A 16,219-nucleotide genomic window follows, 5' to 3' on the forward strand; every position below is an offset into this window, starting at 1 on the left:
CGATTTTGAAGCGACCCACCGAGCCATGGAGCGAGAGCAAACCACGCGGGACAGCGCCGATATCGTAATTGTCGGAACGGGCCATGGCGGCGCACAAGCAGCGATAGCCCTGCGCCAGCAAGGTCACCAAGGCTCGATCTTGATGATCGGACGCGATACCGCGCCGCCTTACGAACGGCCGCCTCTGTCCAAAGAATATCTCGCAGGCGACAAGGGGTTCGAGCGGATCATGATCCGGCCCGAAAAGTTCTGGGCGGAGAAGGATATTGATCTGCGATTGGGCAGCGGTGTTGTCGAAATCGATCCCGCCGCGCATTTGCTGACGCTCTCGAACGGAGGCACGATCGGGTATCGTAAACTGATCTGGTCGGGCGGCGGCGATCCACGCCGGCTCGGCTGCACCGGGGCAAACCTGAAAGGCGTTTTCTATGTCCGCGACAAGCGCGACGCGGACGCGATGATGGCCGCACTGGACGCGGGGTCGACACGCGCGCTCGTCATCGGCGGTGGATATATCGGGCTGGAGGCAGCAGCAGTGCTGCGCAAGCTCGGGAGCGAAGTCACGCTGGTCGAAATGCAGGACCGGGTCCTCGCCCGCGTGGCGGGCGAAGACCTGTCACGTTTCTACGAAGAGGAACACCGCAGGCAAGGTGTCGATATTCGCCTGCATACCGCGGTAAACGAAATACTCGGCGAGGATGGCAAGGTTTCGGGCGTCGTCCTCGATAACGACGAAACCGTTCCGTGCGATATGGTGGTGGTCGGCATTGGCATCGTACCGGCGGTTGCGCCGCTCATTGCCGCTGGCGCGGCAGGATCAAATGGCGTCGATGTCGATTTCTGCTGCCGCACGACGCTCGATGACATCTATGCGATCGGCGACTGCGCGGCGCACGCCAATCCGTACGCAGGCAACGCGGTGATACGGCTCGAATCCGTCCAGAACGCGCATGACATGGCGAACACTGTGGCCAAGGCGATCATGGGCGACAAGCATGATTACGAGGCGCTGCCGTGGTTCTGGTCGAACCAGTATGATCTCAAGCTGCAGACCGCAGGCCTCAGCCTCGGCTATGACGACACCGTGCTGCGCGGTGATCCGCAGGACCGCAAGTTCACCGTTGCCTATTTGAAGGAGGGCAGGCCCATCGCCTTCGATTGCGTCGGCACGATGAAGGATTACGTTCAGGGCCGAAAAATGCTGGAAGCGGGAACCGAGAGGGTAGACCGCGACTTGCTGGCCGATCCCGAAATCCCGATCAAGGAACTGATCTGAGCCGCTTGGCCGCCCATTCGGCGGCCTCGACAACCACCGGATCGGGATCGCTCCGCAGTTCCTCGCATTGCTGCACCAATCTCGAATCTCCGCTGTTGCCAGCGGCGTACAGACAATTGCGCACGAACCGGTTTCGTCCAATCCGCTTGATTGGGGAGCCGGAGAAAAATGAACGAAACCCTGCATCGTCGAGCGCAAGAAGCTCGCCGAGTCTCGGCGCGACCAATTCCGCGCGCGGCAAGAATTCCCGCATCGCGTGCGCTTCGTTCGCAAACTTGTTCCAAGGGCAAACAGCGAGGCAATCATCGCAGCCATAGATCCTGTTGCCGAGCGCCTCACGGAATTCCCCCGGGATCGGCCCATTATGCTCGATCGTGAGGTAGGAAATGCAGCGCCGCGCATCGATCTGGTAGGCGTTCGGAAACGCATCGGTCGGGCAGCTGTCGAGACATGCGCGGCATGACCCGCATTGGTCGCGCTGCGGCTCGCTCGGGCTCAGCTCGAGCGTGGTGTAGATCGCGCCGAGAAACAGCCAGCTGCCATGCTCCGGGCTGACGAGATTTGTATGCTTGCCCTGCCAGCCGATCCCCGCGGCCTCGCCCAAGGGTTTTTCCATCACGGGCGCGGTGTCGACAAAGACCTTTACCTCCGCGTCCGGCTGATCTGCCACCAGCCAGCGGGCCAGCGCCTTGAGCTTTTTCTTGACGACATCGTGGTAATCCTTGCCTTGGGCGTAAACCGAAATCCTAGCATGGCTCCCCGCGTCATCGAGCGCCATCGGATCGTTCGCAGGTGCATAGCTCATCCCCAGAGCGATCACGCTGCGCGCTTCCGGCCACAGCCCTTGGGGCGAGCGGCGCTGCTCCAGCCGTGCCTCCATCCACTCCATCGAGCCATGCCGGCCCTCGCCCAGCCATTCTTCGAGCCGCTGCGAGCGCACGGGGTCCTCCGCCGCGCCTGCAACGCCGAACGAGACGAAACCCAATGCGCGCGCCTCCTTTTCAAGACGCGCCTCTAGGTTAAGCGTTGCCGGCCTGTTAACCACGCTTGGGGTTGCTCCCGTTCAGTTTCGCGCGTTAAGCCCCGCGCACATGCATATGCAGGTAGGCGAACAGATGTCGGCGAGCAATGTCTCCGCCCCAACACCCGGCGACAGGCCGCTCGCCATCGAAGCGCGCGGCTTGGTCAAGAGCTTCGATGGGACGATGGCGGTCAAGGGAATCGACCTAAGCGTGCCCGAAGGTGCGATCTACGGTGTGCTTGGCCCCAATGGGGCGGGCAAGACGACGACCTTGCGTATGCTGCTGGGCATCATCGATCCGGACGAGGGGGTACGCCGCGTGTTCGGCCATGACCGCCCTCACGACATCGGACGGCTGATAGGCTACCTGCCCGAAGAGCGCGGTCTTTATCCGGCAATGAAGGCGATCGAAGCGATTGCTTTCATGGGGGCACTGCGCGGGTTGCCTCTTGCCGAGGGACGCAAGCGCGGACTGGAACTGCTTGAGAAGCACGATCTCGCCCATGCCGCCGACCGCACGATCCGACAGCTTTCCAAGGGGATGGCGCAGACTGTGCAATTGCTCGGCACACTGGTGCACCGCCCACGTCTTGTGGTTCTAGATGAGCCGTTCTCCGGCCTGGATGCGATCAACCAAGGCAAGTTGGAAAGGATGATCCGCGCGCTCGCCGAGGACGGGGTGACTGTGATCTTCTCGACCCATGTCATCCACCATGCGGAACGCCTGTGCGAAGGCGTCGCCATCATCGCAGGAGGCAAAGTTCCTTACACCGGTAGCGTCGAGGCCGCGCGTGACCGCATTCCGGCGCAGGTCAGGCTGGAAACCCGTGCCCGTGATGGCGCTTGGACCGCAGCTCTTCCCGATGACGCGCGGCGCGAAGGCGATTTCTTCTACTTCTCTCTTCCCGAAGCGGGTGTCGAACCCTTGCTGAAGCAGCTGATCGAAGGCGAGGCAGGCATCCTCTCACTATCCATCGAACGTGCCGGACTGCACGATGCTTTCGTTGCGATCGCAGGTGAAGCCGCTGCGCGCCAACTCGAAGCAGACCAGGCAGGAGATGCATCGTGAGTGATCATGACCAGGCTGCAATCGACGCTCGTCCGCGCCTGTCGCGGCTCGAGGCTGCTTGGGTCATCGCGCGGCGGGATTTCGTCGCGGTTTTATTCAGCCGCGCCTTCCTGTTTTTCCTCGTCGGCCCCCTTTTCCCTGTACTCGTCGGCGGACTGGCGGGAAGCGTTGGCGGACAGGTTTCGCGTTCCGCGGTATCGACCGAGATCGGGCTTGCCATGCAGTCCGAAGACAATTTCGCAATGATCTCCGCCGCTGAAAAGCTGCGCCCGCAGCTGGGCCGATCGATCCCCAATGTGAAGATCGTTCCGGAGGCGCGCCGCGATGGCGGATTCGATGCGCGCGCATTCATGGATGAACGAAAAGGTAACTACGCAGCGATCGTGACCGGGACCCCGACGGCGCCGCAAATCGTCGGCACGAGAGGGCAGATCGACCGCTGGAGAGGCCCCGTCGAACTGATAGCCGCCACCGCGCTTCAAGCCTCGCCAGGCACATTCCCGCGCAGCACGAGCAGCGTCGTTGCGAGCAGCGCTGCCTCTGAACGGACGAACCGTATTCGCACCGCGCAGGCTTCCCAAATGGTGCTGTTCCTCCTGACCATGCTCCTCGCCGGGATGGTATTGTCGAACCTGGCCGAGGAGAAGGGCAACAAGATTATCGAAATTCTCGCCGCAGCGCTGCCGATGGATGCCGTATTCATGGGCAAGCTGTTTGCGATGCTGGGCGTATCCTTCGTCGGGATCGCGGTTTGGGGAGCGCTGGGCTGGGGGTTCTGGGCCCTGGCCGAAGATGCCATCGTCGTTATCACACAGACCGATTTCAGAAGCCTGCCCGGACCCGCAGTGGGATGGCCGATGTTCCTTGCTTTCGGGATCATCTACTTTTCGATGGCCTATCTTCTGCTCGGCGCATTGTTCCTTACGATCGGCGCGATGGCGGAGACCGTGCGCGAAGTGCAGACCATGTCGATGCCGGTTACGATGATGCAATTGATGGTGTTTTTCCTCGCCGCCTATACCATCACGCTTCCCGGTTCGGCTCTCGAAACATTCGCGATCCTGTTTCCGCTTTCGTCGCCTTTCGCGATGCTGGCACGCGCGGCGCTCGACGAGACGTTGTGGGTGCACATTGCCGCTGTCGCTTGGCAGGCGCTGGCAGCATTCCTGCTGATCAAGGCCGGTTCGGCGCTGTTCCGCAAGCGCGTGATGAAATCAGGCGGCGCCGGGCGCGAAAAGAAAAAGCGCAGGCTTTTCAATCGCTCTTCCACGCAACATTCTTCTACCCAGCCAGCTGAATAAGTCGCAAATCGAAACCGACTATTGACACGCGTGTCAGTTACGGCAGGATGCGACTCACCGGCGGGGCTGGAGCCCGCCGGATGGGAGAGAGACATGGCCACGACGGCACCGGAGCGTCCACAAGTTCGCACTTCGCCAACCGCCTATGAGGCGTTGACGAAGCACTACGAAAAGCATCCTGAAGAACGTCCGCAGCATCCGCATAAGTGGGACGTGAGCCGTTCGGATATCTATTTCGAGGATCGGTGGCAGCCCATCTTCAAGGAAATGCAGGACGCCGGCCCACTGCATTACATCCCGGAAAGCCCGTATGGCCCGTACTGGGCAGTCGTCGGTCACAAGGCGATCCAGCATATCGAGGCGCTTCCCGAGACGTTTTCATCGAGCTGGGAATATGGCGGCATTACCATCCTCGAGCGCCTGACCGAGGAAGAACTCGCGGAAAGCAAGGCGGACCGCCGAGAACTTCCGATGTTCATCGCGATGGACCGCCCGCAGCATACCGGCCAGCGCCGTACCGTGGCGCCGAAATTCACTCCCAGCGCGATGGCAGAGATGGAGCCGGAGATCCGCCAGCGCACCGGTGAATTGCTCGACACGCTGCCTCGCGGCGAAGTGTTCGATTGGGTCGACAAGGTTTCGATCGAATTGACGACCGGCATGCTGGCGATCCTGTTCGGTTTCCCTTGGGAAGACCGCCGCATGCTGACTTTCTGGTCCGATTGGTCGGGCGATACCGAGCTTGCAGGCGTCCGCGAGCTTGACGAAATGCGGTGGGAATTCCTTCACGAGATGGGCGCGTATTTCCAAGCGCTCTGGATCGAACGGACCCAGGACAAGGAACCGGGTAACGACCTCATTTCGATGATGATTCATTCCGAAGCGATGAACCAGATGCGCCCGGAGGAATTCATCGGCAATCTCGTTTTGCTCATCGTCGGTGGTAATGACACAACCCGCAATACGATGAGCGGCATCATCCATTCGTTCGACAAATTCCCCGACCAGCGCAAATTGTTCGAAGAGCAGCCCGAACTGATCCCGAACGCGGTGCAGGAGTGCCTGCGCTTTCAGACGCCGCTCGCCCATATGCGCCGCACCTGCACCGAAGACACCGAGGTGTTCGGGCAAACGATCAAGAAAGGCGACAAGGTCGTGCTTTGGTATCTAGGCGCAAACCGCGAAGAGAGCGTCTTCGAGAACCCGCACAAGCTTGACATCACGCGCGAAAATGCCCGGCGTCATATCGCGTTCGGCTACGGCATCCACCGCTGCGTCGGTGCGCGCCTTGCCGAATTGCAGCTCCGTGTGCTGCTGGAGGAAATGCATAAACGCCGGATGCGCGTGCATGTCGCGGGCGATGTGGAGCGGGTACGCGCCAACTTCGTCCATGGCTTCCGCAAGCTCGAGGTCGAGATCACCGATTTCTAGATGTTATCGGCGCCGTGGCGAAGTGAAACTTTTTGCCCGTTTCCAACGTAAAACATGGTGGGACACCCTATAGTTTTACCGGAATTGCAAAAATGACGACCAAGAAACCGACCCGCCGCCGCTTTATGGCGGCTGCTGCTGCGACCGCCAGCATTCCCGTTCTGGCGAGCTGCGGCGCAGCGCCTGCGCAGGCTCGCAAGGACTTTCGCATCCGTAAATCCGATGCGCAATGGCGGCGTCAGCTGACCCGCGGCGAATATCGTATTCTGCGCGAAGCGGGGACGGAGCGCGCTTTCACCTCTCCACTGAACGATGAAAAGCGCGACGGCGTCTATACGTGTGCCGGGTGCGGCAACCGCCTGTATTCATCAGCGCACAAATATGAGAGCGGAACTGGCTGGCCCGCATTCTACAAGCCCATCGACAAGGGGGCCGTTGGCACCTCGGTCGATTACAAGATCGGATATCCGAGAACCGAAGTGCACTGCGCCGATTGCGGCGGACACCTCGGTCATATTTTTGGGGATGGCCCGCGTCCGACGGGGAAGCGCCACTGTATCAATGGCCTCGCTATGGATTTCGTCGCGACCTAGTCTCGCACGCGGATCTATTGCGCGGTGATGGCCCAGACTTTCAGGCCGCTATCTCCGTCAAGAGCGACCGGATGCAGCCAATCGGGCGGCGTATCCGCCAGCAGATCGGCAGCGAAGCCATCGGGCGCATTCGCGGCGTAAATTTCGATTTCGTCGACGGTTGGACAGATCATGACGTATTTGGTGCCACGATCCTGCAAGACGGCGCGCGCCTCGTCAGACGATCCGAGCGCCGTTTCGATGAGCACCTTCATGGACTTGTCACCGCGATGGTGCCCGGTGGCGACAACGCTGTGATCGGTGGTGAGCAGGATGTGCGGCGCGAAATCCATCAAAGCGTAAAACTCGCCTTGCTCAAGCGCGGTCAGCTGCGGTGCGACGTCTTTCACCTCGCACGTCTCAGGCTTGGGCGGGTCGGGCACGATGGCCGCAATGGTGCCGTTGCCCAGGGCTGCCTGTGCCGGCATTGCATTCGTCAGCAGCACCAGAGGAAAAGTCGGGAGCAGCGCGCAGGCCACTGCGAGCATTGCTGCCACACGCGGAGCCGGGCGCTTCATGGCGCGAATGGTGCGAAGCCATGAGCGCACCTGCCATGCAAGCGGCGGCGCTGCGAGCACACATGCCACTGCACCTGCTCGCGCGACGAAGAGCGATATCAGGAAGGCTGCGAAGAGGATCAGGACATAATCGGACCAGAACCGGCCCAGCCAGTCATGCGATTGACGGGCGAGATTGAAAGCTGCGACCAGGCCAATCAATGGCGTCACGACATATTGCAGGGCCACCGGGAGGGTCTGCCGCCACATCGGCATGCCTTCGCTGACATAAGCGTGCCAATTCCGGGCCACGACAGGATCGAGATCGGCAAAGCCGCCGGTCGCGCATTGCGGTGCGGTGGCAAGCATCATTGCGAGTGCGCCGCCTCCTGCAACGGCAAAACCAGCAAAGACAATCCCACGCGGAAGCGGCTCCATCTTGGCGAGCACGGTCAGCACCGCCGCGCCCCATGCAAACATTGCAAGGTGCATTGGGCTGATCGCGTCGCAATAACTGGCGAGATCGGCGATGCCGCGGGTAGCTGCAAACAGCCCCGCGCCGATGATTGCGAAGGATTGCATCGCACTGACAAGCCATGCGCTCTCCCCGCGATTTCTGAGCCAACGCCATGCAAGCACTGCGAAGATCGCGGCAGCCAGCGGCAACCCTTCCATTGAGATCGAAAGCCACGTCGCCAGCGAAGCGCCGACAACCCACCCGCCAGCGCATTTCGAACGCGCCATCAGGCCATTGACTGCCACGAGCGCGCACACGATCTGCCAGCCGTGGTGATCGATCCGCATAGGGCTCAACTGGAACAGGACCGGCACCGAAATGACGACGATCAGCGATGTGAGCGTTGCTTCCTCATCACCGAGCAGTTTCCACGCGACACGCGCAGCGAGCAGCATGGCGAGACCAAGCGTAACCAGCGGGACGATAACAACAGCCGCTGTTTCAGCGGCCGCTGTCCCGGTCAGGGGCGTCAATGCAAGAATGACGAGCGCCAGGGGAATATCGACAAGTCTCGACCAATGCATGGCGACGCCGCCGCCCGCGGCATCGATCCGGTATTGATTGATGTCGAACCAGCTTTGACCAGCGATCAGGTCCCGGACCTGAACCAGCCTCAGAATATCGTCGGGATCCGGGAAAACTCCGCTGCTCATGCGGCTCCAGTGAACCACCATCATGAGAGTGCAGACGAGCGCCCACGCAATTCCTACCCGGGCGAGGAATTCGAGCGGCACAGCGCTCCGGCGGCGTTCGACCAACATCGATTCACCCTTCCTTCGCCGGTTCGGCCAGCGGCCTGAACACGATGCGAGCACGGATCAACCATGTGGCGGTAAAGCTGACTGCGATCGCTGCAAGCTTGGCAATGCGCGGATCACCGCCGGTGTAATCGGCCAGTCCAACGATCGCCGTAGTGAGGCCCAGACCGACCAATGCAGAGATCACGAACAATGCTTTCTGCCGGGTGCGAGCCACTCCGGCGGAAGCAACGCTGTCCTGAAAGACCGCGCGGCTCGACATCAGCCAATGCGCAAGAATGCCCAGCGAGTATCCGATCGCCGATGCCCCGGCCCCCGCCATCCCGAGAGAAAGCAGCGCAAGGAATGCTCCGACGTCGACCGCGAGCGCGCCGACGCTGGCCAACACGTACCGCACGAAGCGGACGTCGCGCAGTTTGGCAAACACGGTGCTGATCATCTGCGGCATGCGTGGCTAGCTCCCCAACCTGTGACCTAGGCCGATTTACGTTTGGGTTCGTCGGCCTCAGGCGCGATGCGCTCCGGCACTCCGCGTAGCGAGGTAAGCGCTGCCACCTGATCGTCGCTAAGCGGTTTCGTGTCCGACTGTACGTCTCGGGCCGCAAGGGATGCTTGCGCACCTTCGTCGCCCGCTTCGTGGTACTCCGCGTCCTCATTCACGCACCAGGTGTCGTAAATCCGCTCGCCTGCAAGAATGTTCTCAACCGTAAGCATCGCGGTCATCATCGCGTGATCCTGGTTGTTGTAGCGGTGCATTCCGTTGCGGCCGACAAGGTAGAGCGAGGGATATTTCTCTTCGAGTTCGATCCGCATCGCCTCGACATTGGCCTCGTACTCGTCGTCATAGACAGGGTACGCCTTTTCCTGACGAACGACCGTGCCGCCGACGACCTTGCTCGGGTCGCACAGGCCGAGGATTTCCATCTCCCGCGTCGCCTGCGCGACAAGGTCTTCGTCGGACGAGGACCAGAGCCCGTCGCCTTCGAAACAGAAATATTCGAGGCCAACACAGGCCATGTCCTCGTCCGGCACCATTTCGGGCGACCAGCTGCGGAAGTTCTGAACGCGGCCCACCTGCACCCGGTCATCGTGGATGTAGATCCAGTTATCGGGGAACAGGTCGTCCGATTTCACCATCAGTGCGACGGTCAGGAAATCACGGTATTTGAGATTGGTCGCCTGCAAGCTGCTTTGCGGGAGCGGGTGCACACGCTTCGACAGTTCGCGCATTGGCGCAGAGCTGATCGCATCCTTGGCGCGGATCTGGACTTTGCCGTCCGGCCCGTCCGCAGTCATCGACCAGCCGCCGCTTCCGTCGCTGGCAAGCCTGTCGAGCGCATGGCCCATCAGCACCGTGCCTTTGCCGGTCACCTGGATGTGATCGCGTGCAGCATCCCACATCATGCCTGGGCCAAGCCGAGGATACCGGAATGTTTCGAGCAGGGTTTTCACTTCCTGTCCGTCATTCGGTTTCTTATTCAATCCGAGCGAGCGCTTGAGTCCGTCGGTCACGGCGTTCCACAGCGACAGACCCTTGATCCGCTGCGCCGCCCAGTCCGCGCTCATTTCATCGCACGGCATACCCCACACCTTCTCGGTGTAGGTCTTGAAAAAGATCGAATAGAGTTTTTTGCCGAATTGGTTGGTGGTCCAGTCCTCGAAGCTTCTCACGTCCTTGATCGGGAACATTTTGTAGCGGAGGTAGCTGACCATGCACGCCGTAGAACGCAAGATGCCAAGATTGCCTAGCGCTTCGAATGCGCGCAGCGGATAGCTGTAGAATTTGCCTTCATAATAAATGCGGCTCATGCGCGGACGCTGGATGAAGTCGTCGGGCAGGATCTCGTTCCAGAGATCGACCACCTGCTGTGATTTGGAGAAGAAGCGGTGTCCGCCGATATCGAAACGGTAACCTTCATGTTCGACCGTGCGGCTGATCCCGCCGACATAGGTGTCGTCTTTTTCGATAATTGCGACCGACTTGCCCTGCTTTGTCAGCAAATACCCTGCGGTCAGGCCCGCCGGTCCAGCGCCGATAATGGCGACATCAACATCGAGAATTCCAGGCTGCTTTTCGCCAACCACAGTCATTAACGGCCCCCGTTTTGCACGCCGCAGCTTTAGCAACAGCTTCCATGCAAGGACCGGAGTGAAGGAAAATGGTTAGCGAGCCGTAAACATGCCTGTTTAATTCAGGCACGGTATGGACGAATTCCCCGGCGATCTCGGCCAGACCTCGTCAGGCGACGATGAGCCCCGGTGCCTGAAGTTCGGCCGTCAGCCGCGCGAATTCGCCCAGCGTCAGTGTATCGTCGAAGACCAGCCCGTAATGCGAATTGCGGCGCCATCGCACCTTGGCCCGCACTTCGGCGAAATCCTCACCGTGGATGAGCAGGGCCTGATCGATAGCGAACAATTGGTTGCATTCGATCTTTGCCCCCTGCTGCGACAGGTTCTCGACGATGCCTTCGCACGTCCGGTCGAGTGAAGTCATGGCCACGGGAAAGCAGACACCGACGCGCAATCCGCGCTTCGGATATTCTGCAGCCTCATGGATCAGCTGCGCGATATCGACGCGCTGAAGGAATTCGAAGCCAGCCTGGTTGTCACGCGCCCAGACCGGGCGGATCGGATAGGCCCCACCTCCCGGCATCTGCAATTCGAGTGTTTCCCCCTGAGGAATCTCGTGGAACAGCCGGACGCTCACCCCCGTTTCCGACACGTCCCTGATTACGCAGACGAATTCGCCTTGCGGACCAACAAGTTTCGCGGCGCGAACCAGCAGCGTAAACCGCGGGGAGTCACGTAGGTCACTCGCATCGACGATTGCGGTTTGAGTGTGCGAAGAAATCGCCGAATGCTCCATGGTGCTTTATCCTGCCCTTTGCCTGGCGGCACTTATGGTGCCTTCAGCCTAGGTTGATATTAAGCGCAGATCGTGAGCACTACAGCGGCATCCGTTAACAATTGGCTCAAGCGCCCGGGTGCTGGTGCGGGTGGCGGGACTCGAACCCGCACGATCAAAGATCAGGGGATTTTAAGTCCCCGGCGTCTACCATTCCGCCACACCCGCTTCGCTTTGCGTGAGCAAACCGCGCGATAGCCAGCCGTGCGCATATCGGCAACCGGACAAACCGCATTACCGACCCGTCGCTTGCAAGCTGCAGCGCCATGGCCCATTTGCGTCACGCGAACCAATCAGCGATCCGGGGTAAGATGGCAGGCGAAATTCACGACGCGCATTCGGTGGTGGCCACCATTCAGCCCGCGATTACCTTGCTCGGTCTGGGCATCGGCGCGGCGCTTGTTTCGCGCGCATGCAGGCTGAATCCAATCGTAGGATACCTTGGCTTGGGGCTTGGCATTGCCACGCTCGGCTATGCGGACGACTTTAGCGGGCCAGTTGTGGCTGCCATGGCGGAAGCAGGCGTCATGTTCCTGCTGTTCAATCTGGGACTGCATTTTTCGCTCGGCAGGATTCGCGCCGAAGCGGCCAATATATTCGGCTTCGGCAGCCTCCAGATGCTCGTCGCGGGCGGAACCTTCGCGCTGCTGTTCTGGGCAATCGGATTGCCGACAGAGTTCGCGATCATCGGCGGATTTGCCATGGGCCTGTCCTCCACTGCGGTGGTGATCGGCCTCGTGCGGGAGCGCGATCAGGAAGATTGCCCGGTGGGCCGGGCCTCGCAATCTATTCTCATCTTTCAGGACATCGCCGCAATCTTGCTGCTTGTCGCCGCGGGAGCGCTAGGCACGGGGGGCACGATGGCACCCGCGCTAGGCATGGCCGGACTGAAAGCGCTCGCCGCATTCGGTGTCGCCGTCATCTTTGCTCGTTATCTTACGGGGCCGCTGTTCCGCCTGATTGCCCGCGCTGGAAGCAGCGAGGTCTACACCGCCACCGCGCTGTTCATCGCGCTGGCTGCCGGATGGGCGACCGGCATTGCTGGATTGTCGCTGACGTTGGGCGCGTTCCTCGGCGGGATGGCCGTGGCGGATTCGCGTTACCGGATATTGGTCCAGTCGGAGATCGACGCTTTCAGAGGATTGTTTCTCAGCTTCTTCTTCATATCGGTCGGGCTCGGGATCGATCCGGCTATCGTCGCGGATAATTGGGTGACCATCATCACTGCAGCTGTTGGCCTGATTGTCCTGAAATGCGTCCTCAACGTTATCGCCGCGCTTGCCAATCGCTGGTCGGTTCCAGGGTCGATCCAGCTCGGTTTTCTGCTGGGGCAGGGAAGCGAATTTGCACTGGTCCTCTTCGCGATTCCCGCCGTTGCCGGTCTGGTCGAGAGCGAACCGCTCGCCATTCTGGTGACGGCGATCGCGATCAGCATGGCTGTCACTCCTCTGGTCTCCACTATCGGCCGCAAGCTTGCAGGCAAACTCCGCACCGGACCCGCAGACGAGAAGATGGATGGCGACAATGCACCGGTCATGATCATCGGGCTCGGTCCCGCCGGACGCGCGGTGGCTGACGCGCTCACATACAACGATGTCGATTTCCTGGCCGTAGAACCCGATCATTCGAAGTTCGAAAAAGCGATTGCCGATGGCTATCAAGCGCATCACGCCCACCCCGCCGATCCGCGCAGCTGGGATGCGCTTGGAATGGAGCGGCGACAGGTTCTCGTCGTGGCGACCGGCAACGTGTCGCTCACCCGTGACCTGACCCCCCTGGTCGAGGAGCGCCTCCCCGCAATGCACCGCATCATCGCCCTGCCAACTGCTGAGGCCGAAAGCGAATTTGCCGAGATGGGCATGACGCCGGTGGTCAGCGGCGGCGAGCATGGCCCCGACCGCGTGGTCGAGGAAGTATTCGCCGCGCTCAACGTCGAACGCAAACGGCCCGTGCCGAGCCGAGCGGAAGATCTATCTGCTAGGGAAGCCGCCTGACCGACGCGGGCATTGGCCCTTGTTTCAGCGCCTAATCGTCATTCAGGCGCTGACGGATTTCCTTGCCCGATTTGAAATACGGCACCCTTTTCGCCGGTACCTCAACCGCTTCGCCGGTGCGCGGATTGCGTCCGGTTCGCGCCTCGCGCTCGCGTGTCGAGAAAGCTCCGAAGCCACGCAATTCAACGCGCCCGCCCTCAGCCAAACGCTGCGCAATTTCATCGAAGAAGATGTCGAGAACCTGCTCCACCTCTTCGGCTCGCAGCTCCGGGTTATCCTTATGCAGCTCTTGCAGCAGCTCGGATCTGATCATTTTGATCTCCTGGCAATCCCGACGTCGCAGGGCCGGTCTGCCAAAGGCGAGTTTCCTCGCGATTTTCCCCAAATTACCCGGACCCGACGGGCAACACTCCAATCAGAAGTGTGCCAGAGGGATGCGAATCCCGCAACCGAAGGGCCGGAAATAACTTCAGCGGGATGGATTTCGGGAATTATCTCAGTAATTCAGATAGATAAGGTGAAATCGACCTAATTGCATTCGGCCAGTTCAGTGAGATCAAGGCCGAGCCGGTCCATTCTTGCACGAATTTCCGGCCATTCTTCCTGCAGGAAATGCTCTTTTTCGCGTCTAAGAAGCTGTTCTGCCGCGCCTTTAACCACGTACATGCCGACGCCGCGCTGGACTTCGACCAGTCCGTCATTCTGGAACTGCTGATATGCTTTCGCGACGGTGAGCGGGTTGGCGCCCTGCTCAGCCGCAAGCGCGCGAACCGATGGCAGCATCTTCCCCTCGGGATACTCACCCTCAATGATGGCGGCGGCGATCTGATCGCGCAGTTTCAGGTAGACGGGTCGGCTTTGGCTCATGATTCCCTCGCTAAGTGCATCAGTGACATAATACAGCGAGGCGCGTCAAGGTTCCCGGCTTTCCACTAGCATTCAGGTTTCACATGCAACTAAGGCTTCACAGAGGCGAAACAGGCGTTAGGGTGCGCGACTTTCGGGGACGCGCGCGACCGCGCAAATGACGGGATCAAATACGACAATGGCAACGCAAGAGCTTCCGCACGGGGATAGCGCAGGAACACTGCTGGGACATCCAAAAGGATTGTTCGTTCTTTTCTTCGCCGAAATGTGGGAGCGGTTCTCCTATTACGGCATGCGCGCTCTGCTGATTTTCTACCTTACCAAGCACTGGCTGTTTTCGGACAGCGACGCAGGCGTCATCTACGGCGCTTACACTGCTCTCGTTTACATCACACCGGTCATCGGCGGTTATCTCGCCGACAAATATCTCGGCCAGCGAAAGGCCGTGTTGTTCGGGGCCGTCCTGCTGACGCTGGGGCACTTCTTCATGGCGTTCGAGGGGGAACCCGCCGCCGGTAACGACGGCAATCCCATCATCTATGTGTTCTGGCTGGCGCTGGCGCTGATCATCGTGGGATCGGGCTTCCTCAAAGCCAACATCTCCGTGATCGTCGGGCAGCTGTATCCGCGCACCGATGTTCGCCGCGACGGCGCCTATACGATCTTCTACATGGGCATCAACCTGGGCGCGGCGATCGGCTCGCTACTGTGCGGCTATATCGGCGAGACTTATGGCTGGGCCTACGGGTTTGGCCTTGCCGGGATCGGCATGCTGCTCGGCCTCGTTGTATTCGTTTGGGGTAAGCCATTGCTGCTGGGCCGCGGCGAACCGCCCGCAATCCTCGCCAAAGGCAAGGAATTCGGCGTCTACGGCGTGGGCGTGCTGCTGGTCGCTTTCTGCTGGGTCGCGATCCAGTTCCAGGACGCGGTCGGCGTGTTCCTCGGCACGTTCGGCGCTGCGCTGGTCTGCTATGTTCTCGCGATCGCAACGTTCCAGCTCCCTTATGGAAGCTATGACCGGGCACCTAAGCCTGCGCTGACAGCGTATATCGCTCTCAGCGTCCTCCTCGTCGTCTCGATGTTCTTCGTGTCGAGCGGGGATGCATTCTGGCGCCTGCCTGCAGTCATCGGTCTGGGCGGTGTGATTTCCGTCATGGTCCTACAGATGATCGCAAAGACCGATCACGACCGTGACCGGATCGTCGCCGCCATGTTCCTCATCATTGTTTCGATCATCTTCTGGGCGCTTTTCGAACAGGCGGGTTCCTCGCTCAACCTGTTCACCGATCGCCACGTGGATCGCGGCGGCGTGCCGGCATCGACATTCCAGTCGATCAACGCGATCTACATCATCCTGCTCGCCCCTGTTTTCGCGACTGTCTGGACCGTTCTCGGGCGCAAGGGGATGGAGCCCTCGACGCCGATGAAGTTCGGTCTCGGTGTGATCCAGGTCGGCCTGGGCTTTCTCGTCCTGGTCTGGGGTGCGAACAGCGTGGGCATCGATGTGCCAACGCCGGTCATCTTCATCTTCCTAATCTATCTGCTGCACACCACCGGTGAGCTGTGCCTCTCGCCGGTCGGTCTGTCGGCCATGAACCGGCTTGCGCCGCCGCAGATCGCGAGCCTGATCATGGGCACGTGGTTCTTCGCTTCGGCGACCGGCAACTTCGCCGCGGGTCTCATCGCTGCCGCTACCGGGGCGGAAGGCGTCGGCGAAGAAGCGGGCAAACAGGTCGTGCTCGACGTGTATTGGGAAGTCGGCATGTTCGCCGTCGGGATCGGTGTGGCCGTCATGGTGCTGAGCCCGCTGGTGAAGAAGCTGATGCACCTCGATACGCTGGCCGATGACACGGTCGATGACGATCTTCTTGGCCAGGACGAAGTCGGCGAACCGCAGGCTGCCGGTATCCGCCCCGCAACCCGTCCAGCAGAGTAAGCGAGCGAGCGATAA

At 60.6% G+C, this 16,219-nt stretch carries 14 protein-coding genes and 1 tRNA gene; 7 read left to right on the plus strand and 8 right to left on the minus strand.

Features of this window, described 5'->3' with window-relative positions; translation table 11 throughout:
- Positions 1 to 25 precede the first annotated feature (25 nt).
- On the plus strand, positions 26 to 1,276 hold the full coding sequence (locus KCG45_RS04450) for an NAD(P)/FAD-dependent oxidoreductase (protein WP_218315876.1): 1,251 nt from the start codon (positions 26 to 28) through the stop codon (positions 1,274 to 1,276).
- Here KCG45_RS04450 and queG read toward each other — a convergent pair.
- A complete protein-coding gene (gene queG / locus KCG45_RS04455; RefSeq protein ID WP_218315877.1) occupies positions 1,260 to 2,321 on the minus strand; it encodes a tRNA epoxyqueuosine(34) reductase QueG in 1,062 nt (353 codons plus the stop codon). The genes KCG45_RS04450 and queG overlap by 17 nt on opposite strands.
- 46 nt (positions 2,322 to 2,367) lie before the next feature.
- Between queG and KCG45_RS04460 the strand changes: the two genes are divergently transcribed.
- The 4 genes from KCG45_RS04460 to msrB all read left to right on the plus strand — a co-directional run bounded on the left by KCG45_RS04460 (position 2,368) and on the right by msrB (position 6,691).
- A complete protein-coding gene (locus tag KCG45_RS04460; protein WP_439648903.1) occupies positions 2,368 to 3,366 on the plus strand; it encodes an ABC transporter ATP-binding protein in 999 nt (332 codons plus the stop codon).
- Positions 3,363 to 4,667, plus strand: coding sequence for an ABC transporter permease (locus KCG45_RS04465; protein ID WP_218315878.1), 1,305 nt, complete (start codon positions 3,363 to 3,365; stop codon positions 4,665 to 4,667). Before KCG45_RS04460 ends, KCG45_RS04465 begins: the two co-directional genes overlap by 4 nt.
- Positions 4,668 to 4,760: 93 nt before the next feature.
- The gene (locus KCG45_RS04470) at positions 4,761 to 6,098 is read left to right on the plus strand and encodes a cytochrome P450 (RefSeq protein WP_218315879.1); all 1,338 of its coding nucleotides are present in this window, start codon (positions 4,761 to 4,763) and stop codon (positions 6,096 to 6,098) included.
- A 92-nt stretch (positions 6,099 to 6,190) separates the two neighbouring features.
- Complete coding sequence (msrB, locus tag KCG45_RS04475) at positions 6,191 to 6,691, plus strand: peptide-methionine (R)-S-oxide reductase MsrB (RefSeq protein ID WP_218315880.1); 501 nt, start codon at positions 6,191 to 6,193, stop codon at positions 6,689 to 6,691.
- 14 nt (positions 6,692 to 6,705) lie between these two features.
- Here msrB and KCG45_RS04480 read toward each other — a convergent pair whose 3' ends face one another.
- The 5 genes from KCG45_RS04480 to KCG45_RS04500 all read right to left on the minus strand — a co-directional run bounded on the left by KCG45_RS04480 (position 6,706) and on the right by KCG45_RS04500 (position 11,575).
- Positions 6,706 to 8,505, minus strand: coding sequence for a hypothetical protein (locus tag KCG45_RS04480; RefSeq protein ID WP_218315881.1), 1,800 nt, complete (start codon positions 8,503 to 8,505; stop codon positions 6,706 to 6,708).
- A gap of 4 nt (positions 8,506 to 8,509) precedes the next feature.
- A complete protein-coding gene (locus tag KCG45_RS04485; RefSeq protein WP_218315882.1) occupies positions 8,510 to 8,950 on the minus strand; it encodes a GtrA family protein in 441 nt (146 codons plus the stop codon).
- Between the two features lie 26 nt (positions 8,951 to 8,976).
- Positions 8,977 to 10,593, minus strand: a complete 1,617-nt coding sequence (locus KCG45_RS04490; protein WP_218315883.1) for an NAD(P)/FAD-dependent oxidoreductase — start codon at positions 10,591 to 10,593, stop codon at positions 8,977 to 8,979.
- A 148-nt stretch (positions 10,594 to 10,741) separates the two neighbouring features.
- Positions 10,742 to 11,368, minus strand: a complete 627-nt coding sequence (locus KCG45_RS04495) for a PilZ domain-containing protein (protein WP_218315884.1) — start codon at positions 11,366 to 11,368, stop codon at positions 10,742 to 10,744.
- A 122-nt stretch (positions 11,369 to 11,490) separates the two neighbouring features.
- Positions 11,491 to 11,575: transfer RNA gene (locus KCG45_RS04500), tRNA-Leu, on the minus strand.
- 143 nt (positions 11,576 to 11,718) lie between these two features.
- Between KCG45_RS04500 and KCG45_RS04505 the strand changes: the two genes are divergently transcribed.
- Positions 11,719 to 13,401, plus strand: coding sequence for a cation:proton antiporter (locus tag KCG45_RS04505; RefSeq protein ID WP_218315885.1), 1,683 nt, complete (start codon positions 11,719 to 11,721; stop codon positions 13,399 to 13,401).
- 31 nt (positions 13,402 to 13,432) lie between these two features.
- Here KCG45_RS04505 and KCG45_RS04510 read toward each other — a convergent pair whose 3' ends face one another.
- Entirely contained in the window at positions 13,433 to 13,714 is a 282-nt protein-coding gene (locus KCG45_RS04510; protein WP_218315886.1) for an integration host factor subunit beta, read from the minus strand.
- A 215-nt stretch (positions 13,715 to 13,929) separates the two neighbouring features.
- Complete coding sequence (locus tag KCG45_RS04515) at positions 13,930 to 14,268, minus strand: GntR family transcriptional regulator (RefSeq protein WP_218315887.1); 339 nt, start codon at positions 14,266 to 14,268, stop codon at positions 13,930 to 13,932.
- Between the two features lie 178 nt (positions 14,269 to 14,446).
- On the opposite strand from KCG45_RS04515, the gene KCG45_RS04520 reads away from it, so the two are divergent.
- Positions 14,447 to 16,204 (plus strand): peptide MFS transporter, encoded by a 1,758-nt coding sequence (locus tag KCG45_RS04520; protein ID WP_218315888.1) that lies wholly within the window; start codon positions 14,447 to 14,449, stop codon positions 16,202 to 16,204.
- Positions 16,205 to 16,219 lie beyond the last annotated feature (15 nt).

The sequence above is a fragment of the Erythrobacter ani genome, assembly GCF_019204025.1.
Classification (GTDB): Bacteria; Pseudomonadota; Alphaproteobacteria; order Sphingomonadales; family Sphingomonadaceae; genus Erythrobacter; species Erythrobacter ani.

Coding starts and splice junctions, on each gene's coding strand:
- KCG45_RS04520 (WP_218315888.1), top strand. CDS start 14,447: ATGGCAACGCAAGAGCTTCCGCACGGGGATAGCGCAGGAACACTGCTG.
- KCG45_RS04515 (WP_218315887.1), bottom strand. CDS start 14,268: ATGAGCCAAAGCCGACCCGTCTACCTGAAACTGCGCGATCAGATCGCC.
- KCG45_RS04485 (WP_218315882.1), bottom strand. CDS start 8,950: ATGCCGCAGATGATCAGCACCGTGTTTGCCAAACTGCGCGACGTCCGC.
- KCG45_RS04470 (WP_218315879.1), top strand. CDS start 4,761: ATGGCCACGACGGCACCGGAGCGTCCACAAGTTCGCACTTCGCCAACC.
- KCG45_RS04505 (WP_218315885.1), top strand. CDS start 11,719: ATGGCAGGCGAAATTCACGACGCGCATTCGGTGGTGGCCACCATTCAG.
- KCG45_RS04495 (WP_218315884.1), bottom strand. CDS start 11,368: ATGGAGCATTCGGCGATTTCTTCGCACACTCAAACCGCAATCGTCGAT.
- KCG45_RS04480 (WP_218315881.1), bottom strand. CDS start 8,505: ATGTTGGTCGAACGCCGCCGGAGCGCTGTGCCGCTCGAATTCCTCGCC.
- KCG45_RS04460 (WP_439648903.1), top strand. CDS start 2,368: ATGCATATGCAGGTAGGCGAACAGATGTCGGCGAGCAATGTCTCCGCC.
- KCG45_RS04510 (WP_218315886.1), bottom strand. CDS start 13,714: ATGATCAGATCCGAGCTGCTGCAAGAGCTGCATAAGGATAACCCGGAG.
- KCG45_RS04490 (WP_218315883.1), bottom strand. CDS start 10,593: ATGACTGTGGTTGGCGAAAAGCAGCCTGGAATTCTCGATGTTGATGTC.
- msrB (WP_218315880.1), top strand. CDS start 6,191: ATGACGACCAAGAAACCGACCCGCCGCCGCTTTATGGCGGCTGCTGCT.
- KCG45_RS04450 (WP_218315876.1), top strand. CDS start 26: ATGGAGCGAGAGCAAACCACGCGGGACAGCGCCGATATCGTAATTGTC.